The 26,513-nt window shown below is 67.2% G+C and carries 29 protein-coding genes; 20 read left to right on the top strand and 9 right to left on the bottom strand.

The features are described from left to right. Positions 1 to 87 precede the first annotated feature (87 nt). The 4 genes from AC3WPZ_RS18285 to AC3WPZ_RS18300 all read left to right on the top strand — a co-directional run bounded on the left by AC3WPZ_RS18285 (position 88) and on the right by AC3WPZ_RS18300 (position 3,192). The gene (locus AC3WPZ_RS18285) at positions 88 to 723 is read left to right on the top strand and encodes a nuclear transport factor 2 family protein (RefSeq protein ID WP_492432196.1); all 636 of its coding nucleotides are present in this window, start codon (positions 88 to 90) and stop codon (positions 721 to 723) included. A 64-nt stretch (positions 724 to 787) separates the two neighbouring features. After that, positions 788 to 1,807, top strand: a complete 1,020-nt coding sequence (locus AC3WPZ_RS18290; protein WP_444686369.1) for a Bug family tripartite tricarboxylate transporter substrate binding protein — start codon at positions 788 to 790, stop codon at positions 1,805 to 1,807. Between the two features lie 31 nt (positions 1,808 to 1,838). Further along, positions 1,839 to 2,420: a malonic semialdehyde reductase gene (locus tag AC3WPZ_RS18295; RefSeq protein ID WP_492440858.1), complete on the top strand. Its 582-nt coding sequence runs from the start codon at positions 1,839 to 1,841 to the stop codon at positions 2,418 to 2,420. Positions 2,421 to 2,784: 364 nt separating this feature from the next. Then, positions 2,785 to 3,192: a hypothetical protein gene (locus AC3WPZ_RS18300; protein WP_382158588.1), complete on the top strand. Its 408-nt coding sequence runs from the start codon at positions 2,785 to 2,787 to the stop codon at positions 3,190 to 3,192. Between the two features lie 51 nt (positions 3,193 to 3,243). Here the strand turns inward: AC3WPZ_RS18300 and AC3WPZ_RS18305 are convergent, their stop codons facing one another. Next, positions 3,244 to 3,864, bottom strand: a complete 621-nt coding sequence (locus AC3WPZ_RS18305) for a DJ-1/PfpI family protein (RefSeq protein WP_382158586.1) — start codon at positions 3,862 to 3,864, stop codon at positions 3,244 to 3,246. Between the two features lie 461 nt (positions 3,865 to 4,325). Here AC3WPZ_RS18305 and AC3WPZ_RS18310 point away from each other — a divergent pair, with 461 nt between their 5' ends. Beyond that, positions 4,326 to 4,742, top strand: a complete 417-nt coding sequence (locus tag AC3WPZ_RS18310; protein WP_382158584.1) for an NYN domain-containing protein — start codon at positions 4,326 to 4,328, stop codon at positions 4,740 to 4,742. A gap of 22 nt (positions 4,743 to 4,764) precedes the next feature. Here AC3WPZ_RS18310 and AC3WPZ_RS18315 read toward each other — a convergent pair whose 3' ends face one another. After that, positions 4,765 to 5,391: a LysE family translocator gene (locus tag AC3WPZ_RS18315; protein WP_444686375.1), complete on the bottom strand. Its 627-nt coding sequence runs from the start codon at positions 5,389 to 5,391 to the stop codon at positions 4,765 to 4,767. A gap of 29 nt (positions 5,392 to 5,420) precedes the next feature. Beyond that, on the bottom strand, positions 5,421 to 5,672 hold the full coding sequence (locus AC3WPZ_RS18320; protein WP_382324316.1) for a hypothetical protein: 252 nt from the start codon (positions 5,670 to 5,672) through the stop codon (positions 5,421 to 5,423). Positions 5,673 to 5,833: 161 nt separating this feature from the next. Between AC3WPZ_RS18320 and AC3WPZ_RS18325 the strand changes: the two genes are divergently transcribed. Beyond that, positions 5,834 to 7,378, top strand: coding sequence for a methyl-accepting chemotaxis protein (locus tag AC3WPZ_RS18325; RefSeq protein ID WP_492440862.1), 1,545 nt, complete (start codon positions 5,834 to 5,836; stop codon positions 7,376 to 7,378). 11 nt (positions 7,379 to 7,389) lie between these two features. Here the strand turns inward: AC3WPZ_RS18325 and AC3WPZ_RS18330 are convergent, their stop codons facing one another. From AC3WPZ_RS18330 to AC3WPZ_RS18345, 4 genes are all read right to left on the bottom strand, one after another. After that, on the bottom strand, positions 7,390 to 8,508 hold the full coding sequence (locus tag AC3WPZ_RS18330) for a saccharopine dehydrogenase family protein (protein ID WP_492440864.1): 1,119 nt from the start codon (positions 8,506 to 8,508) through the stop codon (positions 7,390 to 7,392). Between the two features lie 25 nt (positions 8,509 to 8,533). Beyond that, complete coding sequence (locus AC3WPZ_RS18335) at positions 8,534 to 8,932, bottom strand: hypothetical protein (protein ID WP_492440866.1); 399 nt, start codon at positions 8,930 to 8,932, stop codon at positions 8,534 to 8,536. A 141-nt stretch (positions 8,933 to 9,073) separates the two neighbouring features. Beyond that, on the bottom strand, positions 9,074 to 9,715 hold the full coding sequence (locus tag AC3WPZ_RS18340) for a response regulator (protein WP_382158573.1): 642 nt from the start codon (positions 9,713 to 9,715) through the stop codon (positions 9,074 to 9,076). 21 nt (positions 9,716 to 9,736) lie between these two features. Continuing rightward, complete coding sequence (locus AC3WPZ_RS18345) at positions 9,737 to 11,821, bottom strand: PAS domain S-box protein (protein ID WP_382324322.1); 2,085 nt, start codon at positions 11,819 to 11,821, stop codon at positions 9,737 to 9,739. A 127-nt stretch (positions 11,822 to 11,948) separates the two neighbouring features. Here AC3WPZ_RS18345 and AC3WPZ_RS18350 point away from each other — a divergent pair, with 127 nt between their 5' ends. After that, positions 11,949 to 12,731 carry an alpha/beta hydrolase gene (locus tag AC3WPZ_RS18350; protein ID WP_492440868.1) on the top strand — a complete coding sequence of 261 codons (783 nt, stop codon included), beginning with the start codon at positions 11,949 to 11,951 and terminating at the stop codon, positions 12,729 to 12,731. A gap of 68 nt (positions 12,732 to 12,799) precedes the next feature. After that, positions 12,800 to 14,143 carry a chromate efflux transporter gene (chrA, locus tag AC3WPZ_RS18355; protein WP_492440871.1) on the top strand — a complete coding sequence of 448 codons (1,344 nt, stop codon included), beginning with the start codon at positions 12,800 to 12,802 and terminating at the stop codon, positions 14,141 to 14,143. Here chrA and AC3WPZ_RS18360 read toward each other — a convergent pair whose 3' ends face one another. Further along, a complete protein-coding gene (locus AC3WPZ_RS18360; RefSeq protein WP_492440873.1) occupies positions 14,144 to 15,847 on the bottom strand; it encodes an AMP-binding protein in 1,704 nt (567 codons plus the stop codon). It lies immediately after the preceding gene. 156 nt (positions 15,848 to 16,003) lie between these two features. On the opposite strand from AC3WPZ_RS18360, the gene AC3WPZ_RS18365 reads away from it, so the two are divergent. Together AC3WPZ_RS18365 and AC3WPZ_RS18370 are read left to right on the top strand one after the other, a co-directional pair. Next, on the top strand, positions 16,004 to 16,831 hold the full coding sequence (locus AC3WPZ_RS18365; protein ID WP_382326831.1) for an alpha/beta fold hydrolase: 828 nt from the start codon (positions 16,004 to 16,006) through the stop codon (positions 16,829 to 16,831). Continuing rightward, entirely contained in the window at positions 16,828 to 17,040 is a 213-nt protein-coding gene (locus AC3WPZ_RS18370) for a DUF3820 family protein (RefSeq protein ID WP_291118552.1), read from the top strand. The genes AC3WPZ_RS18365 and AC3WPZ_RS18370 overlap by 4 nt, the downstream gene beginning before the upstream one ends. 3 nt (positions 17,041 to 17,043) lie before the next feature. Here AC3WPZ_RS18370 and AC3WPZ_RS18375 read toward each other — a convergent pair whose 3' ends face one another. Then, complete coding sequence (locus AC3WPZ_RS18375; protein ID WP_492440875.1) at positions 17,044 to 17,646, bottom strand: 3'-5' exonuclease; 603 nt, start codon at positions 17,644 to 17,646, stop codon at positions 17,044 to 17,046. A gap of 40 nt (positions 17,647 to 17,686) precedes the next feature. Between AC3WPZ_RS18375 and AC3WPZ_RS18380 the strand changes: the two genes are divergently transcribed. The 10 genes from AC3WPZ_RS18380 to dnaQ all read left to right on the top strand — a co-directional run bounded on the left by AC3WPZ_RS18380 (position 17,687) and on the right by dnaQ (position 26,464). Beyond that, entirely contained in the window at positions 17,687 to 18,061 is a 375-nt protein-coding gene (locus tag AC3WPZ_RS18380; RefSeq protein ID WP_444686384.1) for a DUF6172 family protein, read from the top strand. Further along, positions 18,015 to 20,135, top strand: a complete 2,121-nt coding sequence (uvrB, locus tag AC3WPZ_RS18385) for an excinuclease ABC subunit UvrB (protein ID WP_444691235.1) — start codon at positions 18,015 to 18,017, stop codon at positions 20,133 to 20,135. The genes AC3WPZ_RS18380 and uvrB overlap by 47 nt, the downstream gene beginning before the upstream one ends. Positions 20,136 to 20,351: 216 nt before the next feature. Next, positions 20,352 to 20,888, top strand: a complete 537-nt coding sequence (gene iscR, locus AC3WPZ_RS18390; RefSeq protein WP_066272853.1) for a Fe-S cluster assembly transcriptional regulator IscR — start codon at positions 20,352 to 20,354, stop codon at positions 20,886 to 20,888. A gap of 71 nt (positions 20,889 to 20,959) precedes the next feature. After that, complete coding sequence (locus tag AC3WPZ_RS18395) at positions 20,960 to 22,177, top strand: IscS subfamily cysteine desulfurase (RefSeq protein WP_382158559.1); 1,218 nt, start codon at positions 20,960 to 20,962, stop codon at positions 22,175 to 22,177. Between the two features lie 13 nt (positions 22,178 to 22,190). Further along, the gene (gene iscU, locus AC3WPZ_RS18400) at positions 22,191 to 22,577 is read left to right on the top strand and encodes a Fe-S cluster assembly scaffold IscU (protein ID WP_382324333.1); all 387 of its coding nucleotides are present in this window, start codon (positions 22,191 to 22,193) and stop codon (positions 22,575 to 22,577) included. 16 nt (positions 22,578 to 22,593) lie between these two features. Next, complete coding sequence (iscA, locus tag AC3WPZ_RS18405; RefSeq protein WP_066272849.1) at positions 22,594 to 22,917, top strand: iron-sulfur cluster assembly protein IscA; 324 nt, start codon at positions 22,594 to 22,596, stop codon at positions 22,915 to 22,917. A 64-nt stretch (positions 22,918 to 22,981) separates the two neighbouring features. Next, positions 22,982 to 23,500, top strand: a complete 519-nt coding sequence (gene hscB, locus AC3WPZ_RS18410; protein WP_382164001.1) for a Fe-S protein assembly co-chaperone HscB — start codon at positions 22,982 to 22,984, stop codon at positions 23,498 to 23,500. A 31-nt stretch (positions 23,501 to 23,531) separates the two neighbouring features. Then, on the top strand, positions 23,532 to 25,403 hold the full coding sequence (gene hscA / locus AC3WPZ_RS18415) for a Fe-S protein assembly chaperone HscA (RefSeq protein ID WP_492440877.1): 1,872 nt from the start codon (positions 23,532 to 23,534) through the stop codon (positions 25,401 to 25,403). Between the two features lie 15 nt (positions 25,404 to 25,418). Continuing rightward, positions 25,419 to 25,757: an ISC system 2Fe-2S type ferredoxin gene (fdx, locus tag AC3WPZ_RS18420; RefSeq protein WP_382158553.1), complete on the top strand. Its 339-nt coding sequence runs from the start codon at positions 25,419 to 25,421 to the stop codon at positions 25,755 to 25,757. Further along, on the top strand, positions 25,757 to 26,464 hold the full coding sequence (gene dnaQ, locus AC3WPZ_RS18425) for a DNA polymerase III subunit epsilon (protein WP_382158552.1): 708 nt from the start codon (positions 25,757 to 25,759) through the stop codon (positions 26,462 to 26,464). The genes fdx and dnaQ overlap by 1 nt, the downstream gene beginning before the upstream one ends. Positions 26,465 to 26,513: the final 49 nt, after the last annotated feature.

Below are 26,513 nucleotides of genomic sequence, written 5' to 3' on the forward strand. Positions count from 1 at the left end.
GCCAAGGCTCATTTGTTTCATGTCGTCAATGTCTCACATCACGCAGGCACAGCGGAGGTTGTGCAGACCTTCCCTAGGAGACAAGCCATGATCGAACAACAACTCAAAGACGAACTGCTGATCCGGCAGATGGTGGAGCGCTGGGCCGTGTGGCGCGACGCCGGCGACTGGGAGCGCTTCGCCACCGTGTGGCACCCCCGGGGCGTGATGATGGCCACCTGGTTCCAGGGCCCGTTCGCCGACTTCATCCGCGTCACGCAGGAAGGCTGGGCCAAGGGCGTGAGCATCCTGCACTTCCTGGGCGGCTCGGCGATCGAGGTGGCGGGCGACCGCGCCATCGCGCAGACCAAGATGACCATCTCGCAGCGCGGCATGGTCGACGGCGCCAACGGCCCCGTGATGTGCGACGTGGTCTGCACCGGCCGCTTCTACGACTTCGTGGTGCGCGAAAAAGGCGAGTGGAAGCTGCTGCACCGCCAGCCCATCTACGAAAAAGACCGCATCGACCCGATCGATTCCACCGCCGTGCTCGCGCTCGACCAGGAAGCCCTGGCCAGGATGCCCGAGGGCTACCGCCACCTGGCCTACATCCAGACCCGCATCGGCTACACGGTGAAGATGGACATGCCCATGCTCAAGGGCCACGAGGTGGACGAGCTCTACCGCCGTGGCGCGCGCTGGCTGGCCGGCGGCGAGCTGGAGCGCGAAGTGAACCCGGGCTGAGTTTCATGCGGCGGGCGCGGGCCGCCGTCCAACCGCGCCAGACACCACAACAAGGAGACAAGACATGAACGCACTCGATCCGACGTGCGGGGGACCGGCTTCGCCGCTTCGCCGCCAACTGCTCGCCGCCGTGCCGGCCGCCGCACTCGCTTCCCTGGCCCCGGCCGGCGCCTGGGCGCAGGCCGACTACCCCAACCGGCCCCTGCGCGTGATCGTGCCGCAACCGCCCGGTGGTGGCTTCGACTTCGTGGGCCGCGCGCTCGCCGACCGCCTCGCCCAGCCGCTGGGCCAGCCTGTGGTGGTGGAGAACCGCACCGGCTCGGGCACCGTGGTGGGCACCGACGCCGCCGCCAAGGCCGCGCCCGACGGCTACACCTTGCTCACCGGCTCGGTGTCGAACATGGTCCTGAACATGGGCCTGTACAAGAACCTTTCGTACGACAGCCTCAAGGACTTCGAACCCGTGGGGCTGGCCGTGAGCTACAGCTACACGCTGCTCGGCCGCAACAGCCTGCCGTTCAACAACCTGGCCGGCCTGGTGGCCTACGCCAAGGCCAACCCCGGCAAGCTCACCTACGCCTCGGCCGGCAACGGCTCGGGTCAGCACGTGATCGCCGCGGCGCTGTGGAGCCTGGCGGGCGTGGACATCGTGCATGTGCCCTACCGGGGCGCGCAGCCGGCGTACGCCGACCTGCTCGGCGACCGCGTGGACCTGTTCTTCGACCTCACGCCCACCACCCGCGCGCACGTGGACACCGGCAAGCTCAAGGCCATCGCGGTCTCCAGCGCCGAACGCAACCCCATGCAGCCCACGGTGCAGACCATCAACGAGTCCGGCACCGTCAAGCTCGAGCTGGAATCGTGGTTCGGTTACTTCGCGCCCAGCAAGACCCCGCCCGAGGTGCTGGCGCGGCTGCGCACCGAACTGGCGAAAATCATCGCCACGCCCGAGCTTCAGGAAACCTTCCGCAAGGCGGGCGGTTCGCCCATGAAAATCAGCGTGGCCGACACCAAGACCATGCTGGCACGGGACGTGCAACGATGGACCGGTCTCATCAGGGCCGCCAACATCAGTTTGGACTGAGTTTTTCTTCTTCTACTTTCTGCCTCACACCATGACCCTCGACGCGTTAGCCCTCGACCAGATCTTCCTCAAGGCGCGCACCGCCAACACCTTCCTCGACAAGGCCGTGCCCGACGAGCTGCTCAAGCAGGTGTACGACATCGCCCGCATGGGGCCGACCTCGATGAACACGCAGCCGGCGCGCTACGTGTTCCTCAAGACGCCCGAGGCGCGCGCGCGCCTGCTGCCCGCGCTCTCGCCGGGCAACCTGGACAAGACGCGCGTGGCGCCGGTCACGGTCATCGTGTGTGCCGACACCCGCTTCCACGAGTTCATGCCCCAGGTGTGGCACCGTGAAGGCGCGAAGGAAAACTTCGAGAGCAACCCCGCGCTGAGCGAAGCCACGGCCACCCGCAACAGCACGCTGGGCGGGGCGTACTTCATCATCGCGGCGCGCGCGCTGGGCCTGGACTGCGGACCCATGAGCGGCGTGGACCTGGCCAAGGTGAACGCCGAGTTCTTCCCCGACGGGCGCTGGCGCGCGAACTTCCTGATCAACCTCGGGTACGGGGACGGCAAGGTGTTCGACCGCAATGCGAGGTTGAGTTTCGAGCAGGCTTGCCAGGTGCTTTGAGCGGTGCGGAGGGGCCTTGCCGAAGGCCTCCTTCCGTTTGAAGCGGCCACGCCACCTAGTACCGAGAGTGAGGCTAACCAGATACTCGGCAGGCTCACGAACAGCGAGACCGCAAAGCAAGCCGCAACGACTCCCAACATCACAGGAGCGGCGGGCAAGTGCTGAGCAAGCAGCTGCTCGATCTCTTGTTCAGCATTTCCCAACGGGCCTGGAGGTGTCTTAACTTGGCACTCCAGTGTCGGCTCCTGGCCGATTCCTGAAGTCTAGCCTTGCAGCTGGCGAGCGGCCACCCATCAAGGTGGGTCGCCAGCCGCTTGCAATCATGGACAATTGCTTATCGGTTAAGCCACTCCGGGAGAAAGTGATGTACCCACACGACAAGGACAGCCCGCCTGACACGCTCTCTCTCATTGGAAACATTGCCGGTATCGCGTCGCTTGTTCTCGCCGTCGCGGGAAATAACATCACGGCGCTCAGTGCACTCCAACGATGGGGGTTGGCTGTGGCGTCGGCAGCCATGCTCTGGGCTTTTTTCTTCGGCCTTCTCATCGTGCAGTCGAAGGTGCACATAGCTCATCGAAACGCAGGTCGCGTTTTCTCCATCTTCTTCTTTGGCGGCGTTATTGGTGCCGGTCTAATCCTGGCGGTTCTTCCGTTCTTCGCCTTTGGTTTGCCGCCAGAGCAGCACGACTACTTGAGCATCGGCGCAGCCGCCTTGTTCACGTTGATAGCAACGCTTTCAGCATTCGGGTTCGCCGATCAGGCCAGCTAGTCGTGGGCATTCGCCGCCGGACCGTTGCAGCCCTTCAAGGCCTGGCGAGGCTCAAGCAGATTCGAGTGCCTTGGCTGACAGGAATGGGAGGATGTTGCTCATCGCCCGTGAAACGAACTGGTCCTTCTCGCCCACAGGTGCAACGTAATGAAGTGCGCTCTCGGCAGCCTCGACACCTTCAAGCCTCGCAATGATCCATGCGGCCAGGTAAGGCGATGCCAGGCAGCCGCCCGCCGTGGCGACGTTGTCGCGTGCGAAGAAGGGTTGATTGAGCACGTCCACGCCGGCCTCTTGCACCCATGGTTTGGTGGTCAGGTCGGTGCAGGCGGAAACGCCTTGGAGCAGACCGAGTTTGGCAAGGACAAGGGTGCCAGAACACTGCGCCGCCAGCAGTTGCCGTGATGGGTCCAGCTTCAGTTGTGACATCAGCACCGGGTTGGCGACGACCTCCCGTGTGAGGAGCCCGCTTCCAATGAGGACCGCATCCGCGCTGACCGCGTCCTGCAGCGTGGCTTGGGCTTCCACCACCACACCGTTCATGGAGCGCACCTTGGCAGAAGGGCTGGCGATCGAGACGCGCCAGCCAGGCTTCTTGACGCGATTCAAGATGCCGAGGGCCACAAAAGAGTCAAGCTCGTTGTAGCCCTCAAAAGTCAGGATGGCAATGTGCATGAGGTGCCCTCGATAACGATCAACACATGGTCGGTGAAGTTGACGGCGGTTATTGGCCTCGACCTGGATTTTCGCTCAAGCTCGCTTTTGCGAAAGGGGGCTTGCTGCGGACCGCTCGTCGAACGTCCAGTTGCAGCCGATCTGACAATGAAACAGTCCGCCGCACCTGCGGGGATTGGCATAAAGTCTTTTCCGCTCACGAAAAAGGTGAGCCGGGTGTGAGAACCTGCAAACGTAGGCGGAGGCCGTGAACCTGGCAAGGAAAATGGCCTCTGTCGTTCCAGACCTATGCCTTTTTGGCGGCCTGGACGGGAGGCCGCAAGGCCTACCGGTTTGCCCAGCGTTTCCGGTTCTCACCCCGTTCAGGCCGCCGCCCTTATCCAGGGCGGCGGCTGTTCACCAACGAACAGGGAAGCCACCACATGCCTCGGCTGCAGCACAAGCAACAGAGACTCGCCGTCTTGTTTGACGCGGAAAACGTCTCCTACACACTCACCCGTCCCATCCTGCTGCGCGCCGCGAGCTATGGCGTGCTGGCGGTCAAGCGTGCGTATGCGGACTGGTCCCGGCCGGGCATGAGCCGCTGCAAGAATGTGCTGCTGCACAACGCGATCGAGCCGGTGCAGCTCTTTCCCTACGCCATGGGCAAGAACGCCGCCGACATCGTGCTCAGCCTGGACGCGATGTCGCTGGCGAACACGGGCCAGTTCGACGGGGTGTGCCTCGCGTCGTCGGACAGCGACCTCACACCACTGGCCTTCTGCCTGCGGCGCGAGGGTCTGCGGGTTTACGGCTTTGGCGCGCGGCAGACGCCGCGGGCCTTCGTGGCGGCGTGCAACAGCTTCATCTACACGGAGTCGATCGCCGTCGCGGCCTGAGCCTGCCCGCTCGTTCGTTGATTCAGGCCGCGCGCCGGGCCATCAGCGCCCACACGCCGGCCGCCGTCAGCAGCGAGCCGCCCGCGAGGTGAAAGCGCCGCTGCGCGCGCGGCGAGGTGAGCACCCGGCGCGCCGAGGCCGCGAACACGGCGTACAGCGTGGCGTTGAGCGTGGCCAGCACCACGAAGGTGATGGCCAGCACCCACAGCTGCGGGCCCACCGGCACCGAGGGGCTGATGAACTGGGGCAGGAAGGCCACGAAGAACACGATGCCTTTGGGGTTGAGCGCGGTCACCAGGTAGGTGTTGGCGAACAGGCGCCAGCGCGATTGCGGCGCGGGCGGGGCGGCCAGCTCGGTGGACGAGATACCCGCGCGCAGCAGCTTCACGCCCAGGTAGATGAGGTACAGGCCGCCGGCCCATTTGATGAGGGTGAACCAGAAGGCCGAGGTGGCGAGCAGCGCGCCCAGGCCGAGCAGCGAGACCGCCAGCGCGGTGGAGTCGCCCAGCGCCACGGCCGCCACCAGCGGCACGTTGGCGCGCCGGCCGTGGGCCATGGAGTAGCTGATGACGGTGAGGATGGTCGGGCCGGGGATGATCAGCATGACGGCCGATGCGGCGACGAAGGCGAGCCAGAGTTCGATGGGCATGGAAGCGTTCCGGTTGGTCCGAGCGTGGTTTAGCCGAGGGTGGTGTCGCTCTGGGCGTGGGCGTCGCCCATGTAGAGCTTGAGGATGGGGCCTTCGCCGTCGTGTTCCCACACGCGGCCGCGGATGAGGAATTGCCGGCCACCCAGGCGGACCAGGTCGCCCTGGGCCGGTTGCACCGAGTGGCCTTGCCAGAAGGCGGGCACGGTGATGGGGGTGCGGCGGATCCAGGCCTGGTCTTCCGCGCTGAACACCAGGACCGTGCGCAAGCTCGATGGGCTCATGGGTGTCTCCTTGGGCTGGCTGGCTTTGGGGGGCCGATGAACGGGAGCTTAGCGCAAGCGGGCGGGCCGGGGTGAGCAAAAAAGACATGGTTTCCCCACACAAGACGGCCCCGGGGGCGTCGATACAGCAGACATCTGTCCACACATTCAAGGTATCCGCCATGCGCGTCAACTCTCCCGTTACCCAGCGTGAATACGAGTTCCCCGACAATGCCACGCTGATGTCGACCACCGACACCCAGAGCCACATCACCTACGCCAACGCAGCGTTCGTGGACGTGAGCGGTTTCACGCTGGAGGAGATCCAGCGCCAGCCGCACAACCTGGTGCGGCACCCGGACATGCCCAAGGAGGCGTTCGCCGACATGTGGGCCACGCTCAAGGGCGGTGAGCCCTGGACGGCCCTGGTGAAGAACCGCCGCAAGAACGGTGACCATTACTGGGTGCGGGCCAACGCCACGCCGGTGATTCGCAACGGCCAGACCGTGGGCTACATGTCGGTGCGCACCAAGGCCAGCCGCGAAGAGATTGCCGGCGCCGAGCGGCTCTACGCCGACATGCGCGAGGGCCGCGCCCGCCACCTGAAGCTGCACAAGGGCCTGCTGCTGCGCACCGGGCTGATGGGGCTGACGACCGTGTTCAAGACCATGGGCGTGCGCAGCCGCATCCGCCTGCCGCTGGCGGTGTTGCTGGCCGCGCTGGTGGGTGGCTCGCGGGTGCTTGGCATGGAAGGGATGGCCTGGGCGGAGTTCGCCGGCCTGTCCGCCGTGGGCGTGGGCCTGGCGGGCTGGTTCCTCGAATCGCAGCTGGCCGGCCCGCTGGAGTACCTGCGCGAGCAGGCCCTGCGCGTGGCCACGGGCGACACCCACAAGGTGGCGCATATGGACCGGGTGGACGAAATCGGCATGACCATGCGCACCATCAGCCAGCTGGGCCTGATGTTCCGCTGGTTGATCGACGACGTGAGCCAGCAGGTGCTGACGGTGCAGACGGCGGTGACCGAGATCGCCCAGGGCAACAACGACCTGAGCCAGCGCACCGAGCAGGCGGCGTCCAGCCTGCAGCAGACGGCGGCGTCCATGGAGCAGATGACCGCCACCGTGCGCCAGAACGCCGAGACCTCCAGCCAGGCCAACCAGCTCTCGGGCACGGCCAGCGACGCGGCTTCGCGCGGCGGCCATGCAGTGTCCCAGGTGGTGCACACCATGAGCGAGATCACCGAGAGCTCGCGCAAGATCAGCGACATCATCGGCGTGATCGACGGCATCGCCTTCCAGACCAACATCCTGGCGTTGAACGCGGCGGTGGAAGCCGCTCGGGCCGGTGAGCAGGGTCGGGGCTTCGCGGTGGTGGCCGGTGAGGTGCGCAGCCTGGCGCAGCGCAGCGCCGAGGCGGCCAAGGAAATCAAGCAGCTGATCGGCGCCAGCGCGGGCAAGGTGGAGGCCGGCACGCGACTGGTGGACGACGCGGGCAAGACGATGGACGAGATCGTGCAGCAGGTGCGGCGCGTGTCGGACCTCATCAGCGAGATCAGCGCGGCCACGATCGAGCAGAGCGGCGGCATCCAGCAGGTGAGCCAGGCCGTGGGCCACCTCGACCAGGTGACGCAGCAGAACTCGGCCCTGGTGGAGCAGGGTGCCGCCGCCTCACAAAGCCTGCAGCAGCAGACGAAGCGGCTGGTGGAGGCGGTGAGCGTGTTCCGCTGAAACCGGCGCCGTCATGCCTCCTCGACCCGCGTGGTGATGCGCAGGCCGGTGGCGGCTTCATCGAAGTCCTCCAGGGACAGCAGGCCGGTGCACGGCCGGGCGCCGATCGGCAACTGCTCGCCGGCCGCCAGTTTCTTCACCAGGGCCCAGGCCGCGAGGGTGGGCACATAGGGCCCGTGGCCCTCGGTAGCGATCAGTTCCCAGGTGCGCGCGATGGGTTGGTCCCGGTGGTCCACCCCTTTGGCCCGCACGTGCATGGCCCCGGCATCGCTGCCCCAGGTCTTGAACAGGTCCGCCGCGCGGGTGAGCAGCCTGGCGTGGGCCGACCAGTCGCGCACCAGGCCCAGGCGCCTGGCCAGCGCCATGAGGTTCATGCCCCGGTGCAGGAAGGCCAGCTCCAGGCCCGCGCCGAACCGCACCGTGGGTGCGCCCGGGTAGCGCGCTGGGAGGAGGCTCAGGTCGGGCACCTCGCAGGGTGAGAGCAGCCGCGCCCCGACCGGTGCGCCATACCGATGGCGGTACGACCGCCCCCAGCCGAGTTCGCTGCGGCCGTCGGCGTGCGCGATGGTTTGCCCGCAATAGCTCAGGATGCCTTGCACGGTGGAGAGCCCGCGCTCGGTGCGGTTGCCCGGGCTGATGCCGATGTCGATGGAGCGCACCAGCGCCATGCCTCGGCTGAGGTGGTCCGCCGCCGCGGCCGACAGCGCGGGGACGGAGTTGGCGCCGCTGAGCACCAGCACACCGGCCGCTTTGGCCGAGGCGTCCAGAGCGCCGATGCCGGCGACGAAGTCACGGCCGTCGGCCAGATCGATGTAGTGCGTGCCGTGGCGGATGCAGGTCTCGGCCACGTGGTGGTTCTGGCCCTGGAAGGGGCCCGAGGTGTGCACCACCACATCCGGGGTCCACTGCGCCAGGGCCTGTTCGAGAGAGGGGGTATGGACGTCCAGCGCCGCGGGATGAAGCTCCGCGGCGGCGGAGGCCTGGAGCGTTTGAACCAGGGCTTGCGCGGAGGCCGCGTGCCGGCCCGCGACCACGATGCTCAGGCCTTCAAGCCGCGCCAGGCGCTCGACGAGGCGGCTGCCGAAGAAGCCGTATCCCCCTGTCACCAACACCCGGTAGCCGCTGTGCATACCGGAGTCTAGTGCGGGCGCAGGTTCAGTGGGCCGGGGGCGCGAGCACCAGGTGGCGTTGCACCCACCAGCCGATGGCGCGGGGCAGTTCGGACCAGTGCCAGGTGCTGGGCTGGCACTGCACGCAGTTGGCGCCGGGGTCGTCGAAGCTCAACACGTCGAAGTCGGTGTGGGCGAGCGCGAGTTCGCGGCTGAGCATGCAGCCGCTGGCGCGGTCGATGCGGGCGTCCAGGATGGCCAGGGCCGGGGGCGATTGCTGCGCGCGCCGCAGGGCGGCGACGGGGTCAACCGTCCAGTAGATCTGGGTGCTGCGCATCCAGTCGCCGACGAGGCCCCGCACCGTGTCCAGGTATTCGCCACGCGGGCAGACCACCAGCACCTGCAGGGGCTGGGTGTCGAGCGGCGCGGGGAGGGAAACGGTCATCTCAGGCTCCTGTCGGCTGGACGCGAGAAGCCGCGCCGCCATGCAGAGACTGTGCAGCGCATCGGGGCGCGTGCCTGCGGGGAAAACTGGACGGTGCGGGGCGGAATCACCCGCAAGCCCAGGGCGCCTGTGCGAAAGTCCTCAGTCGTCTTCGGCGCTGATCAGGCCTTCGCGGATGGCCAGGCGCACGAGCGCGGGCAGGTCGCTCACGCCGAGCTTGGCCATGAGCCGGCTGCGGTAGGACTCGACCGTCTTGGGCGAGAGGTGCAGCTGTTCGCCGATGGCCACGCTGGTCAGGCCGCGCACCACGAGCAGGATGACCTGCTGTTCGCGCGCCGAGAGCGATTCGATGCTGCTGGGCGGGGCGTCGCCCATGAGTCCTTCGACCGCCAGCTCGGCCACGCCGATGCCCAGGTACTTGCGGCCCTCGCTCACCGCCGCCACCGCGTCGATCACGTCCCGCGAGGGCGAGCCCTTGAGCACGTAGCCGAAGGCGCCCAGGCGCATCGCTTCGGCCACGTGCCTGGGCTGGGCCGACATGGTCAGCAGGATGGTGCGGGTGCTGAGTTTGCGCCGCTGCAGCTGTTCGAGCAGTTCGAAGCCGGAGCGGTGGGACAGGTGCAGGTCGAGCAACAGCACGGTGGGCACCAGGCGCACGATGTCGGCGAGCGCGGGGGTGGGCTGGTCCGATTCGCCGACCACGTGGTGCCCGGCGCCTTCGAGCACCGCGCGCAGGCCGTCCCTCATCATCGCGTGGTCGTCTACCAGGTATATGTCGCTCATGGCAGTCTCAAGGTGGCGCAATCAGGGTCTTGCGGGTGACGGTTCTCCGGGGGGGATGGCCGGTGGGGTTCCCCAGGTGAGAGAGATGACGGTGCCGCCTTTGGGCAGGCCCTTGGCTTCCATGCGCGCACCGATGGCCAGCGCGCGTTCGCGCATGCCCACGATGCCGAGGTGCCCGGGCCGGCCAGCGGCCATCTTGGGCGTCAGGCCTTTGCCATCGTCGGTCACCTGAAGGTGCAACCACTCGGCTTCGCCATCGACACGCACCACCACCTGGCTCGCGTTGGCGTGCATCACGGCGTTGGCCAGGGCTTCCCGGGCCACCATGAAGGCGGCGTATTCCACGTCGGCGGGCCAGCGCACGTCGCTTGCGGTGGGCGAGATTTTCAGCAGCAGCGCCACCGGCTCGGCATCGGGGGTGCGCGTGTGCACCTCGTTTTCCAGCGCCGCCTGCAGGCCGAGTTCATCCAGCAGCGGTGGACGCAGCTCCACCAGCACCTGGCGCACCTCGGTGTTGGCGGTGTCGATCATGTTGCCCAGCTTGAAGGCGCGCTCTTTGGCCTTGTCGGGCAGGCCGAGCGGGATCATGCCCGTGAGCGCGTCGAACGACAGCCGGATCGCGCCCAGCGTCTGTCCGAGCTGGTCGTGCAGGATCTGGGCCAGCCGGCGCGTGGTCTGTTTTTCCTGATGCAGCAGGCGGCGCGTGAGTTCGGAGAGCTCGAGCTGGTACTGCGCCACGGCGCGCTCGGCGCGCACGCGCTCGGTCACGTCGCGCAGGATGGCGGTGAGCACCTTGTTGCCGCGCACGGTGATCTGCGAGATCGAGGCTTCGAGATTCAGCGTCTGGCCGTCGGCCCGCAGGCCGGTCACGCGCCCCACACCCATGGGGCGTGTGGTGGTGTGGGATTCCGCAAAACGCTGCAGGTGTCCGAGGTGCTGGGCGCGTTGCATCTCCGGCAGCAGGACGTCCAGTGGCTGCCCGATCATGCTGCTCTCGGGGTGGCCGAAGATGCGGGCGGCGGCGGGGTTGAAGAGGCTGATGCGCCCCTGCAGATCCACGCTGATCACCGCATCGCTCGCGGAGTTGATCACCGCGCTCAGCACCTCGCCCTGTTCGCGCAGGTGTTGCTCGGACTGGCTGTAAGGCCGCGCCAGGTGGCGCGAGATCGCGAAACCGGCCAGGCCCAGCAGCAGCGTGGTGATGCCGCCCCAGGTCAGCAGGCTGCGCTCGAGCTGGCGCACGGGCTCGACCGCGGCGCTCAGCGGCTGGTAGCCGACCACCTGCCATGGGGTGCGCAGTTCCGAGTCCCGGGGCTGAATGGCCACGTGCGAGAGGAGGTAGTGCCTGCCTTTGTCGTCCTGCACGGTGTGGGCGTCTTCTTCAGGGCCGGTCAGCAGAACGTTCCATTCGCTGTCGGTCACCGTCGGCCGCTCCCCGATCAGCACGCGCCCGTCGGCGTCGACCAGGGCCAGGTTCAGGGACCGGCGGACCTCTGGCGGCCCCAGCACCTGCTGGCGCAACTGGTCGAAGAAGCGGGCGTCGAGGTGCGCGGCGATCACCCCACGGGTCAGCCCCTGGGTGTCGTAAACGGGCATGGCGATGTCGGCGAGCTCTTCCGGCACCTGCAGACCCCGTTTGCTCAGGGGGTCGCGCAGCGCCACCGGCGGGTGCAGGCTGCCGAACCACAGGCCGTCCCGGCCGTTGGTGAACACCCCGCGATGGGCGATCGAAGTGCCTTCGAGCAGGCGATCGCTGGCCACTTCCACTTCGCCGTGCTCATTGGTCACACCGATCCACACGTAGCTGTTGGTGCTGATCTTCAGGCGCTGTATCTGATCGCGCCAGGTGTCGGTGTGGATGTCGGCCCGGGCCATTTCGCCGAGCAGCTGGAGTTCGACGGTGCGGCGGGCCAGCGAGCGCGAAATTTGGTCCGCGTACAGCTGGGCGGATTGCTCGACACGGGTGCCCGCGCGCTGTTCCAGTTCCTTGGCCACGATGATCTCGGCCAGCAGCAGCGAGAGAACCAGCAACACCAAGGCCACCACCGCGGGCAGCAGCGGCAGTATCCAGGTCAGAACTCGGTCGCGGGGTGCAGCGGTCGTCAAGGGGCTCCCTCTTCTTTTGGGTGGCGCCCTGCCAGCGTATCAGAGCTTGCGAGGTCTTTCGTGTGAAATATCACTCGACAACGGGCCTGTCCGTGGCGAATATGACTTCACTTGCACGAGGCCCTTCATGCGCATCCCCTTGTTGATCATTGGCGCTGTTCTGTGGCACACAGATTTGCATGCGCAGGTGGTCGAGCGGGTGGTGGAGCTGCCCACCCGCCCCGGCGTGACGCAGCGCCTGCTGCTCACCGAGGTGCCGGGCGCCAGGGCGGCGGCGGTGCTGCTGGCCGGTGGGCACGGCGGCCTGCAGATCCAGAACGATGGCTCGCTGCGCTGGGGTGGCGGCAACTTCCTGGTGCGATCGCGCGCGCTGTTTGCGCAGCAGGGCGTGACGGTCGCGGTGGTGGACGCGCCTTCGGACAAGCAGCGCCCTCCGTACCTCAGCGGGTTTCGCCAGCAAGCTGACCATGTGGTCGATGTTCAGGCCGTCATCGCCTGGCTGCGCGAGACGGCGAAGGTGCCGGTGTGGCTGGTGGGCACGAGCCGGGGCACGCAGTCGGCGGCGCACGTGGCCATCAGCCTGGACGCGCCCCAGGGTCCGGACGGCGTGGTGCTCACCTCGACCATTCTCAGCGACCCCCGTGGCCGGCCCGTGCCCGCGATGGCGCTGGATCGGCTGCGTGTGCCCGTGCTGGTGGTGCACCACCAGCAGGATGCCTGTTCGCACTGTCCCTACAGCGAAGTGCCGGCGCTGATGGGCAAGCTCACCCACGCACCGCGTTCGCAGGCCATGGGTGTGACCGGCGGCGTCACGCGGGGCGACCCCTGCGAGGCGCAGAGCCACCACGGCTTCAACGGCATCGAAGCCGAGGTGGTGGGCCAGACGGTGGCGTGGATGCTGGCGAAATAGAGGCGGGCCGTCACAGCGGTTTCAAGGGGATGGGCTACATTGCGGGCGGTCGCTCCACTCCAGTTCCCATGCCCGAACCCGCCACCCTCGAACCCCCCGCCGCCGTCGGCTTTGGCGAGGCCCTGCGCTTCTGGCTCAAGCTGGGTTTCATCAGCTTCGGCGGGCCGGCCGGGCAGATCGCGATCATGCACACCGAGCTGGTGGAGCGCCGCCGCTGGATCAGCGAACGCCGCTTCCTGCACGCGCTGAACTACTGCATGCTGCTGCCCGGCCCCGAGGCGCAGCAGCTCGCCACTTACATCGGCTGGCTGATGCACCGCACCTGGGGCGGCATCGTGGCCGGCGCGCTGTTCGTGCTGCCCTCCCTGTTCATCCTGATCGGACTGTCCTGGGTGTACCTGCGCTTTGGCGACGTGCCGGTGGTGGCGGGCATCTTCTACGGCATCAAGCCGGCCGTGACGGCGCTGGTGCTGCACGCGGCGCACCGCATCGGCACGCGCGCGCTGCGCAACCCCTGGATGTGGGGCATCGCCGCCGCCGCCTTCGTGGCCATCTTCGGGTTCGACACACCGTTCCCCGCCATCGTGCTGGCCGCCGGCCTGATCGGCCACTTCGGCGCGCGGCGCTGGCCCCAGGTCTTCGCGCTGGGCGGTGGCCACGGTGCCCAGGCGGCGGGCCATGGGCCGGCCTTGATCGACGACCACACGCCCACGCCGGCGCACGCGCGTTTCTCGAAACGCCATCTGGCGAACGTGCTTGGCGTGGGGCTGGCGCTGTGGCTGCTGGGCATGGCTGCGCTGGTGGCCACGCAGGGTTGGGAGGGCACGCTGGCCCGGATGGGCTGGTTCTTCACCAAGGCGGCGCTGCTCACCTTTGGCGGGGCCTACGCGGTGCTGCCCTACGTGTACCAAGGCGCGGTGGACACGCACCAGTGGCTCACCGGCGCGCAGATGATCGATGGCCTCGCATTGGGCGAGACCACGCCCGGCCCGCTCATCATGGTGGTGGCCTTCGTGGGGTTTGTCGGTGGATGGACAAAGTCCGTGCTGGGGCCGGACGCGCTGTTCCTCGGCGCGGCGCTCGCGGCGACGGTGGTGACCTTCTTCACCTTCCTGCCGTCGTTCGTGTTCATCCTGGCGGGTGGCCCGCTGGTGGAGGCCACGCACGGCAAGCTGGGCTTCACCGCGCCGCTCTCGGCCATCACCGCCGCCGTGGTGGGGGTGATCCTCAACCTCGCGCTGTTCTTCGCGTACCACGTGTGGTGGCCCAAGGGCTTCGGCGGGCCGTTCGACCTTGCTTCGGCGGTCATCACGTTGCTGGCGCTGGTGGCGCTGTTCCGCCTCAAGTGGGGCGTGATGCCGCTGCTGGGGGTGTGCGCCTTGGCCGGGCTGGCGCTGACCCTGCTGCGCTAGTCAGGCCGTTGCTGCCGCCTTGAGGCCGAGTTTCTTGACCATGGCCTCGCGCAACAGGAACTTCTGGATCTTGCCGGTGATGGTCATGGGGAAGGCGTCGACGAACTCGATGTAGGCCGGCACCTTGTAGTGGGCGATCTGGCCGCGCGCGAAGTCCTGAAGCTCCTGCACGGTGGCCTTCTCGCCGGCCTTGAGCACGACGCAGGCACAGAGCACCTCGCCAAAGCGCGGGTCGGGCACGCCGACCACCTGCACGTCCTGCACTTTGGGGTGGCGGTAGTAGAACTCCTCGATCTCGCGCGGGTACACGTTCTCGCCGCCACGGATCACCATGTCTTTCAGGCGGCCGACGATGTTGACGTAACCCTCGGCGTCCATGGTGGCGAGGTCGCCGGTGTGCATCCAGCCCTCGGGGTCGATCGCTTCGCGGGTTTTTTCGGCGTCGTCCCAGTAGCCCTGCATCACCGAGTAGCCGCGCGTGCAGAGTTCGCCCACCAGGCCGCGCGCCACGGCGCGGTTGTCGGTGTCGACGATCTGCACCTCCAGGTGGGGCTGTACCCGTCCCACGGTGGACACGCGGCGGTCCACCGGGTCGTCCACCGCGCTCTGGGTGGAGACCGGGGAGGTTTCCGTCATGCCGTAGGCGATGGTGACTTCGCGCATGTTCATCAGCGATTGCACGCGCTTCATGACCTCGATGGGGCAGGGCGAGCCGGCCATGATGCCGGTGCGCAGGCTGGAGAGGTCGGTGGCGCCGAACTGCGGATGGTCGAGCACGGCGATGAACATGGTGGGCACGCCATAGAGCGCGGTGCAGCGCTCGGCCTGCACGGCCTGCAGCACGGCGGCGGGGTCGAAGGCCTCGGAGGGGTAGACCATGGCGCAGCCGTGCGTGACGCAGGCGAGGTTGCCCATGACCATGCCGAAGCAGTGGTACAGCGGCACGGGGATGCACAGGCGGTCTTCCGGCGTGAGGCGGATGGCCTCGCCGACGAAGAAGCCGTTGTTCAGGATGTTGCGGTGGGTCAGCGTGGCACCTTTGGGGAAGCCGGTGGTGCCCGAGGTGAACTGGATGTTGATCGGGTCGGTGGGCGCGAGCCGGGGGCCGATGGCCGCGAGTTGCGCGCGCTGGGCGTCGCCGGCTTTCGCGGGCAGGTCGTCGAAATTGAGCATGCCGGCGGTTTTTTCCTGGCCGAGCCGGATCGCCCAGCGCAGGTGCGGCAGGGCCTGGGCATGGAGCTGGCCGGGGGCGGCGGCGTCGAGCCCGGGGGCGAGGCTGCGCAGGATCTCGATGTAGTTGCTGGTCTTGAGCGCGGGCGCGAGCACCAGGGCCTTGCACGAGACCTTGTTGAGCGCGTAGGCCAGTTCGCTGGCGCGGTAGGCGGGGTTGATGTTGACCAGGATCAGGCCGGCGCGCGCGGTGGCGAACTGCATCAGCGTCCATTCGGCGCAGTTGGGTGCCCAGATGCCCACGCGGTCGCCGGGTTGCAGGTCCAGCGCGAGCAGGCCGGCGGCCACGGCGTCGCTGCGTTGCAGCAGCTCGCGCCAGCTCCAGCGCACGTTCTGGTGCGGGATCACGAGGGCTTCGCGCTCGCCCCACTGGTGGGCGGCGCGGGCCAGCGCCTCGCCGATGGTGATGTCGTGCAGGGCCGGGCTCTGCGGGCCCTGGGCGTAGGAAGAGGTGGGGGCGGATGCTGGGTTCATGTCGGTCTCGGCGGTGCGGGGGAGCAAAGGGTTCGCCGGCCATCATGAACGCCCGCCGCGCCGCCCGCACGCCCGGGATTTCCCTGACGCCGGGTGTTCCATTCCAGTACGATGCGCGCTGCCCATTCACCACCCAACCGCCGGAGGCTCTCGCTCATGAAGGAAGCTTTGCAGATCGATGACGTGGATGTGGTGGTGGAAGGCGAGGGCCCGCACACGGTGGTGATGCTGCACGGCTGGCCCGACACCCCGGCCCTGTGGGACAGCACCGTGGTGGCCTTGCGCGAGGGCTACCGCTGTGTGCGCTTCTGCCTGCCGGGCTACGACCTGGCCAAACCGCCCAGGGCGGCGTCGGTGGACGCCATGACCGGCCTGATCCGCAAGATCGTCGACGCGGTCAGCCCGCACCAGTCGGTCACGCTGCTGGTGCACGATTGGGGCTGTTTCTTCGGCTACGAGTTCGCCGCGCGCCACCCGGACCGGGTCGCCCGCGTGGTGGGCGTGGACATCGGCGACACCAGCTCGGGCGCCTACCTCAGGGGATTGAGTGGCAAGGAAAAACGGATGATCGCGGGCTACCAGATCTGGCTCGCGGTGGCCTGGAAAATCGGGCCGTGGTGGCCCTGGCTGGCGAACCGCATGACGCGCTACATGGCGCGCACCATCGGCTGCCGCAACGAACCGTCCCGCATCGGCTGGCAGATGAACTACCCGTATGCCATGGGCTGGTTCGGCGCCCATGGCGGCCTGCGCGGCGTGGGCCGTGTGGACAAGCTGCTGGGCGTGGGCATGCCCGCGCTGTTCATCTATGGGCGGCGCAAGCCCTTCATGTTCCATTCCGAGCGCTGGCTGGACCAGCTCACCCGCGCGCCGGGCTGCGAGGTGCTCGCGCTGGACACCGGCCACTGGGTGATGCGCCAGAAGCCGGCCGAATTCAACGCCTGCGTGCGCGCCTGGCTGGACCGATCCACTTCCCTGGTATGAAACCCGAAGACCTCGAACGCCTCGTCACCGTGGAAATGCCCTTTGGCAAATACAAGGGCCACGTGATCGCGGACCTGCCGGGCAACTACCTGCACTGGTTCGCGCGCGAAGGCTTTCCGCCCGGCGAGATCGGCCGCCTGCTGGCGCTGATGCGGGAGATCGACCACAACGGGCTGAGCGAACTGCTCACGCCATTGCGGCGGCGCTGAAACTCAGCCCAGACCCAGCGCGTGGTGCACGCGCATGGCGCCCCAGGCGTCGTTGGCGGCGTAGATGAGTTGGGCTTCCGTCAGCCGCGGGTTGGCCCAGTTGGACGTGGCCGCCTTCTTGGATTTGATGAAGCGCTGGTTGAACAGCACCGCGATCGCGCCTTTGACGCCCATGTCCTTGCGGTAGCCGCGTTCGCGGAACACGGTGTTGAGTTCCAGCACGCCGCCGGGCTCCACGCCGAGCTTGGCCACGATGCGCCGGGTGTCGTCGCCCAGGCCGAAGCCGGCCTTGGTGTGGCCGCCGTCGGCCAGCAGCGCGGCCACCTGGGCACGGCAGTCGGGTTCGTGCAGCTGGAACACCCAGGCGTGCTGCATCGTGGCGAGCTGCACGATGTGCGGCCCGTCGGACATCTGGTCTTTGAAGAAGGTGGGCTTGGACTCGGTGTCGAAGCCCCAGGCGCGGTGGTCGCGCAGGGCGGCGCAGGCTTCTCGGGCCTGGGCGGCGGTGTTCACCAATGTGATGCGGTCGAGCCGCAACTGCTCGAACGGGGCGAGCAGGGCGATCTCGTCCTTGCTGGGGGTGGGGTGGTGTTCTCGGGAGGTCATCGCGGGGCAGGATACCCCGGCGCGCATAATCGCGCCCTCCATGAGAAAAATCTTCCCCCTGACCCAAGAAGGCCGTCACCGCGATCGCGTGCTGGAAGCCGTGAAGCACGAGATCCGCAAATACCTCAAGCGCGAGCGCCGCCGCGAGTTGCCCGAGGGTGCCGATTTCCTGGACTTCGACTGCCGCCTCGGCGCCACCAAGGAAACCGCCGAGGTGGTGCACCTCTCCGCCCTGATCGGCCAGCTGGACGCCGTGGCGCGCGAGGGTGGGGCGCAGGCCTACGTGGAAATCCTGGCCAAACCCGGCGTGCGCCGCCCGCGCCCCCCGGGCGCCAGCGCCGAAAGCGACCATCCGGCACAATCGTCCGATGCCCCAGACGACCCTGCCTCCGACGCCGAAAGACCCGCTGATTGAAGGGGTGAGCGACGCGCCCCCCGAGGGCGAGTTCCTCACGTTTCCCGGTTCCCCGTTCGAGCTCTTCCTGCCCTACCCGCCAGCGGGTGACCAGCCCGAGGCCATCCGCCAGCTGGTGGAGGGGGTGAACGACGGCGAGGTGTTCCAGACCCTGCTGGGCGTGACCGGCTCGGGCAAGACCTTCACCATGGCCAACGTGATCGCGCGGCTGGGCCGCCCGGCGATCGTGTTCGCGCCCAACAAGACGCTGGCCGCGCAGCTCTACAGCGAGTTCCGGGAGTTCTTCCCGAAGAACGCGGTGGAGTACTTCGTCAGCTACTACGACTACTACCAGCCCGAGGCCTATGTGCCGCAGCGCGACCTGTTCATCGAGAAGGACAGCGCGATCAACGAGCACATCGAGCAGATGCGGCTCAGCTGCACCAAGAGCATTCTGGAGCGGCGCGACGTGGTGATCGTCGCCACGGTCTCGGCCATCTACGGCATCGGCAAGCCCGAGAGCTACCACCAGATGGTGATGACGCTGCGCACCGGCGACAAGATCGGCCAGCGCGACCTGATCGCCCAGCTGGTGCGCATGCAGTACGCGCGCAACGAGCAGGACTTCTCGCGCGGCAAGTTCCGCGTGCGCGGCGACACCATCGACGTGTTTCCTGCAGAGCACTCGGAAATGGCGATCCGCATCGAGCTGTTCGACGACGAGGTGGAGACGCTGCAGCTGTTCGACCCGCTCACCGGCAAGGTGCGCCAGAAGATCCCGCGCTTCACCGTCTACCCCAGCAGCCACTACGTGACGCCGCGCGAGCAGGTGCTGCACGCGGTGGAGGCCATCAAGCTGGAGCTGGCCGACCGGCTCAAGCAGCTGGTGGGCGAGGGCAAGCTGGTAGAGGCCCAGCGGCTGGAGCAGCGCACCCGTTTCGACGTGGAGATGCTCAGCGAGGTGGGCCACTGCAAGGGCATCGAGAACTACTCGCGCCACCTCGCGGGCAGCGCCCCGGGCGAGCCGCCGTCCACCCTGACCGACTACCTGCCCAAGGACGCGGTGATGTTCCTGGACGAGAGCCACGTGCTCATGGGCCAGTTCGGCGGCATGTACAACGGCGACCGCGCTCGCAAGACCACGCTGGTGGAATACGGTTTCCGCCTGCCCAGCGCGCTGGACAACCGACCGCTCAAGCTGGAGGAGTTCGAACAGCGCATGCGGCAGGTGGTGTTCGTCTCCGCCACGCCGGCCGACTACGAGAAAACCCACGCCGGCCAGGTGGTGGAGCAGTTGGTCCGCCCCACCGGTCTGGTGGACCCGGAGCTGGAGGTGCGCCCGGCCACCCACCAGGTGGACGACGTGCTGCAGGAAATCCGCATCCGCGTCGAGAAAAACGAACGCGTGCTGATCACCACGCTGACCAAGCGCATGGCCGAGCAGCTCACCGACTACCTGACGGAAAACGGCGTCAAGGTTCGCTATCTGCACAGCGATGTCGATACCGTGGAACGGGTGGAGATCATCCGCGACCTGCGCCTGGGCGCCTTCGACGTGCTGGTGGGCATCAACCTGCTGCGCGAAGGGCTGGACATTCCCGAGGTGTCGCTGGTGGCCATCCTGGACGCCGACAAGGAAGGTTTCCTGCGCTCGGAGCGCAGCCTGATCCAGACCATCGGCCGCGCCGCGCGCAACCTGGGCGGCAAGGCCATCCTGTACGCCGACCGCATCACCGACTCGATGAAGCGGGCGATGGACGAAACCCAGCGCCGGCGCGACAAGCAGATCGCCCACAACCTGGCCATGGGCATCGAGCCGCGCAGCATCAACAAGCGCATCAAGGACCTGATCGACGGGGTCTACAGCGAGAAGGCGGGCCGGGAGGCCGATCGCCTGGCCGCCGAGAGCGCCCAGCGCGCCAGCGTCGAGGAGATGAGCGAGAAGGACGTGGCGCGCGAGATCAAGCGGCTGGAAAAGCTCATGCTCGAACACGCCCGCAACCTGGAGTTCGAAAAGGCCGCCGGCGTGCGCGACCAACTCGCCCACCTCAAGGCCCAGGTGTTCGGTGCCCCGGGTACCGACAACATTCCCTGAGCACCGAACTGGTGCCTCCGGGGAACGGGGGAAGGGTTTACCAGTAAAATGCTGAGCAAAACACTAGGCTTTTGAGGTATACTCGACGAAAACAGTCGGGAAAGCCTTCGATAACAGATCCGCAACGGATCGGGGTGGGTGGAGAAGGGGTTCAGGGGGTTCTTACCCGTTGGACCATGCCACGACGGTCAAGCCAACATCTCAAGGAGCTTGAATATGCGCCTCACGACCAAAGGCCGCTTCGCGGTCACCGCCATGATCGATCTGGCCCTGCGCCAGAACAATGGTCCCGTCACGCTCGCGGCTATCAGCCAGCGGCAACAGATTTCGCTGTCCTATCTGGAACAGCTGTTCGGCAAGCTGCGCCGCCACGAACTGGTGGAATCCACCCGTGGCCCCGGCGGCGGCTACACGCTGGGCCGCAAGGCGGCCGACATCACCGTGGCCGACATCATCGTGTCCGTGGACGAGCCCATCGACGCCACCCAATGCGGCGGCAAGGAAAACTGCCTGGGCGAAGGCCACCGCTGCATGACGCACGAACTGTGGGCGCAGCTCAACGCCAAGATGGTCGATTTCCTCGACTCGGTGTCCTTGCAGTCGCTGGTGGACGAGCAGCTCGCCAAGGGCGTGGTGGTGGAGAACGCACCCCTGATCAAGCGGGCGATTTCCAGCGCGCCGGTGGTCAAGCCGATCCGCGTGAACGCCCCCAACTCGGTCTTTGCCCTCGGAGGCGCCGCGTTCTCGAAATGAACCCGGCCTGACCGGGGCGCTCGACCCCGCCGCCACCTCTTTTCACCGACAAGCCCACGAACCGTCCTTCCATGAGCACTCCGCACTTCCCCATCTACATGGACTACAGCGCCACCAACCCCTGCGATCCGCGGGTGGTGGACGCCATGATTCCCTGGCTGCGTGAACATTTCGGCAACCCGGCGTCGCGCAGCCATGCCTGGGGCTGGGAGGCCGAGAAGGCCGTGGAGACCGCGCGCGAGCAGGTCGCCGCCCTCATCAACGCCGACCCGCGCGAAATCGTCTGGACCAGCGGAGCGACCGAGTCCAACAACCTCGCGCTCAAGGGCGCGGCGCAGTTCTACAAGACCAAGGGCAAGCACCTCATCACGGTGAAGACCGAGCACAAGGCCGTGCTCGACACCATGCGCGAGCTGGAGCGCCAGGGCTTCGAAGTCACTTACCTCGACGTGCAGGCCGATGGCCTGGTCGACCTGGAAGCCTTCAAGGCCGCGATCCGCCCCGACACCATCCTGGCCTCGGTCATGTTCGTGAACAACGAGATCGGCGTGATCCAGGACATCGCGGCCCTGGGCGCGATCTGCCGCGAGAAGGGCGTGGTCTTCCACGTGGACGCCGCGCAGGCCACCGGCCGGGTCGACATCGACCTCCAGACGCTGCCCGTCGACCTGATGAGCCTGACCTCGCACAAGACCTACGGCCCCAAGGGCATCGGTGCTCTCTACGTGCGCCGCAAGCCGCGCATCCGCATCGAGGCGCAGATGCACGGCGGGGGCCACGAGCGCGGCATGCGCTCGGGCACGCTGCCCACCCACCAGATCGTGGGCATGGGTGAGGCCTACCGCATCGCCAAGGCCGAGATGCACGAAGAGAACCAGCGCATCAAGGCCCTGCACGACCGCATGGTCGCGGGTCTCAAGGACGTGGAAGAGGTGTTCATCAACGGCCATGAAACGCGCCGTGTGCCGCACAACCTCAACATGAGCTTCAACTACGTCGAAGGCGAGTCGCTCATCATGGGCATCAAGGGTCTGGCGGTGTCGTCGGGCTCGGCCTGCACCTCGGCCAGCCTGGAGCCCAGCTACGTGCTGCGCGCCCTGGGCCGCAGCGACGAACTGGCGCACAGCAGCCTGCGCATGACCATCGGCCGCTGGACGACCGAAGAAGAAATCGACTACGCGATCGCCACCATCAAGGAAAACGTGGCCAAGCTGCGCGAGTTGTCCCCGCTGTGGGAAATGTTCAAAGACGGTATCGACCTGTCCACCATCCAGTGGTCAGCGCATTGAAGGAGAAGACACCATGGCTTATTCAGAAAAAGTTGTTGACCACTACGAAAACCCCCGCAACGTCGGCTCCTTCGAAAAGGGCGACGACTCGGTGGGCACCGGCATGGTGGGGGCCCCTGCTTGCGGCGACGTGATGAAGCTGCAGATCAAGGTCAACCCGACCACGGGCGTGATCGAGGACGCGCGCTTCAAGACCTACGGCTGCGGCTCGGCGATCGCCTCGTCGTCGCTGGTGACCGAGTGGGTCAAGGGCAAGACGCTCGACCAGGCCGCCGCGCTCAAGAACAGCCAGATCGCCGAAGAACTGGCCCTGCCGCCGGTGAAGATCCACTGCTCGATCCTGGCCGAAGACGCCATCAAGGCGGCGGTGGACGACTACCGCAAGAAACACGTCAACTGAGGAGCACCGCGTTCCCATGGCCATCTCGATTTCTGAAGCCGCCGCCAGGCACGTCAACCGCTACATCGCCAAACGCGGCAAGGGCGTGGGTGTGCGCCTGGGCGTGAAGACGACCGGCTGCTCCGGCATGGCCTACAAGCTGGAGTACGCCGACGAGATCGCGCCGGAAGACGTGGTGTTCGAGGACAACGGCGTGAAGGTGCTGGTTGATCCCAAGGCCCTGGCCTACATCGACGGCACGCAGCTCGATTTCGTGCGCGAAGGCCTCAACGAGGGCTTCCGCTTCAACAACCCGAACGAGCGCGACCGTTGCGGCTGCGGCGAAAGTTTCCGCATCTGATGCTGCGTTCCCCCACCAAGCCGCCCGTGCTGTCCAGTGCTGGCGGCTTTTTCACGCGATGAACCTGAATTTGCAATCAAACGACTTCGAGATCTTCGGCCTGAGCCCGCGCTTCGCGGTGGACCGCGCCGCGCTCGACGCGCGCTGGAAAGACCTGCAGCGCGAAGCCCATCCGGACCGCTTCGCCACCGCCGATGCCCAGACCCAGCGCCAGGCGATGCAGTGGTCGGTGCGCATCAACGAGGCCTACCAGCGCCTGAAGGACCCGCTCAAGCGCGCGGCCTACCTGTGCGAACTGCACGGCGCGCCGATCCAGGCCGAGAACAACACCGCCATGCCCGCCGCCTTCCTGATGCAGCAGATGCAGTGGCGCGAAGACCTGGACGAGGCCCAAGGCCAGGACGATCTGGAGCGCATGGCCGACGACGTGGCCACCGCGCGGCGCGCGATGCTGCAGGAACTGCAGACCACGGCCGACGACCTGCGGGACTGGCCCGCGCTGGCCCAACAGGTCAGAGCCCTTATGTTCGTTGAGCGCTTTGCCAGCGATGTGGAGAACCGGCTCGATCTGCTGGGACAATAGCCGGTTCCCCCTTATGAATGACCGTTGACCCATGGCGCTTCTGCAGATCTCCGAACCCGGCCAGTCGCTCGACCCGCACCAGCGGCGCGTGGCGGTGGGCATCGACCTGGGCACCACGCATTCGCTGGTGGCCGCTGTGCGCCACGGCGTCTCCGAATGCCTGCCGGCGGTCGATGGCCGCGTGATCCTGCCCAGCGTGGTGCGTTACCTCGACCCCGCGCAGGGTGGCTCGGGCCGGCAGATCGGCTTCGAGGCACTGGCCGCGCAGGTGCAGGACCCGGCGAACACCGTGAGTTCGGTCAAGCGCCTCATGGGCCGCCGCCGTGCGCAGGTGGCCGACGTGGACAAGCTGTCCTACACCGTGGTCGAGCAGGACGGCATGGCCGTGGTGGAGACCGTGGCCGGCCGCAAGACGCCGATGGAAGTCAGCGCCGAGATCCTGGCCACGCTGCGCTTTCGCGCCGAGGACAGCTTCGACGACGACCTGTATGGCGCGGTGATCACCGTGCCCGCGTACTTCGACGATGCGCAGCGCCAGGCCACCAAGGACGCGGCCCAGCTCGCGGGCATCAACGTGCTGCGCCTGATCAACGAGCCCACCGCCGCCGCGATCGCCTATGGCCTGGACAACGGCTCCGAAGGCGTCTACGCCATCTACGACCTGGGCGGCGGCACCTTCGACATCTCCATCCTGCGCCTGACCAAGGGCGTGTTCGAGGTGATGGCCACCGGCGGCGATTCGGCCCTGGGCGGTGACGACTACGACCAGGCGCTGGCCGCCTGGGTGCTGGCCCAGCAGGGCGTGAGTGCCGAGCTCAATGCCTCCGAGCGGGCCGCCGTGCATGCCGAGGCGCGTCGCGTGAAAGAGGCGCTGTCGTCGGCCGCGAGCGAGACCTTCCGCGCCAGCGTGGCGGGCCAGGCCATCGAACAAGCGGTCACGCCGGGCGATTTCGAGGCCTGCACCGCCGCGCTCACCGCGCGCACGATGACCGCGGTGCGCAAGGTGCTGCGCGACGCCGGCACGGCCAAGGACGAGGTGCAAGGTGTGGTGATGGTCGGTGGTTCGACCCGCATGCCGGTGATCCGCCGCACGGTGGGCGAGTTCTTCGGCACCGAGCCGCTGACCAACCTCAACCCGGACGAAGTGGTGGCGCTGGGCGCCGCCATCCAGGCCAACGCGCTTGCCGGCAACAGCCGCGACGGCGACCTGCTGCTGCTGGACGTGATCCCGCTGTCGCTGGGCATCGAGACCATGGGCGGCCTGGTCGAGCGCATCGTGCCGCGCAACAGCGCCATCCCTACCGCGCTGGCGCAGGACTTCACCACCTACCAGGACGGCCAGACCGCATTGGCATTGCACGTGGTGCAGGGCGAACGCGATCTGGTGGCCGACTGCCGCAGCCTCGCGCGCTTCGAGCTGCGCGGCATCCCGCCCATGGTGGCCGGCGCCGCGCGCATCCGCGTGACCTTCACCGTGGACGCCGACGGCCTGCTGTCGGTGAGCGCGAAAGAGCAGGGCAGCGGCGTGGAAGCCCGCGTGGACGTGAAGCCCGCCTACGGCCTGAGCGACGAGCAGATCGCCGCCATGCTGCAGGACAGCTTCGCCACCGCGCAACAGGACATCCAGGCGCGCGCGCTGGTCGAGGCCCGCGTGGACGCCGACCGCATGATCGCCGCCACGCGCACCGCGCTGGCCGCGGACGCCGACCTGCTGCAACCCGCCGAACGCCAACAGATCGACGACCTCATGGCGGCTCTGGCGGCCACCGCGCAGGGCGACGACGCCAACGCGATCGAAAACGCCACGACCGAACTCGCCAAAGCCACCGAGCCCTTCGCCGCGCTGCGCATGAACCGGGGCATCCAGCAGGCCCTGTCTGGCAAGAAACTCGAAGAAGTCTGAAAACACAACGTCCCCATGCCCACGATCAAGATCCTGCCCCATCCCGAATACTGTCCCCAGGGCGCCAGCATCACGGCGCCCGCGGGCACCTCGATCTGCGAAGCCCTGCTGGACAACAAGATCAACATCGAACACGCCTGCGACATGAGCGCGGCCTGCACCACCTGCCACGTGATCGTGCGCGAAGGCTTCAACAGCCTCAACGAGCTGGAAGAGACCGAGGAAGACCTGCTCGACCGCGCCTGGGGCCTGGAGCCCAACTCGCGCCTGTCGTGCCAGGCCATCGTGGCGCAGAAGGACCTCACGGTGGAGATCCCGAAGTACTCGATCAACCACGCGAAGGAAAACCACTGATGCGCCAGATCGTCCTCGACACGGAAACCACGGGCCTGTCGGCCGAGAACGGCGACCGCATCATCGAGATCGGTTGCGTCGAGCTGCTCAACCGCAAGCTCACCGGCAACAACCTGCACTTCTACGTGAACCCCGAGCGCGACAGCCACGAGGACGCGCTCAAGGTGCACGGCATCAGCAACGAGTTCCTGCGCGACAAGCCCAAGTTCGCGGCCATTTCCGACCAGTTGCTGGACTACCTGCGCGACGCGGAAGTGATCATCCACAACGCGCCGTTCGACATCAGCTTCCTCAACAAGGAAATGGAGCGCCTGGGCCACCCGCCCATCACCACCATCCTGGGCCAGGTGACCGACAGCCTGGTGATGGCCAAGGAAATGTTCCCTGGCAAGCGCAACGGCCTCGACGCCCTGTGCGACCGCCTGGGCGTGGACAACTCGGGCCGCACGCTGCACGGCGCCTTGCTCGATGCCGAGCTGCTGGCCGACGTCTACATCAACATGACGCGCGGCCAGGACGCGCTGCTCATGGACCTGGGCGATGCGCCGGGCGAGGACGGGCAGACCGAGGCGCTGGACCTGAGCCGCTTCGAGCTGCCGGTGCTGCTGGCCAACGAGCAGGAAAGCCAGGCCCACGAAGGGGTGCTGGCCGAACTGGACAAGGCGAGCAAAGGCAAAACCTTGTGGCGTTCGGTGCAAGCCGCCTGAAACGGTCCAAAAACCGGCTATAATTTGAGGCTTCCGAGAGATCGGTCAG

The organism is Hydrogenophaga sp. FW305-3-2-15-A-LB1, assembly GCF_058787875.1.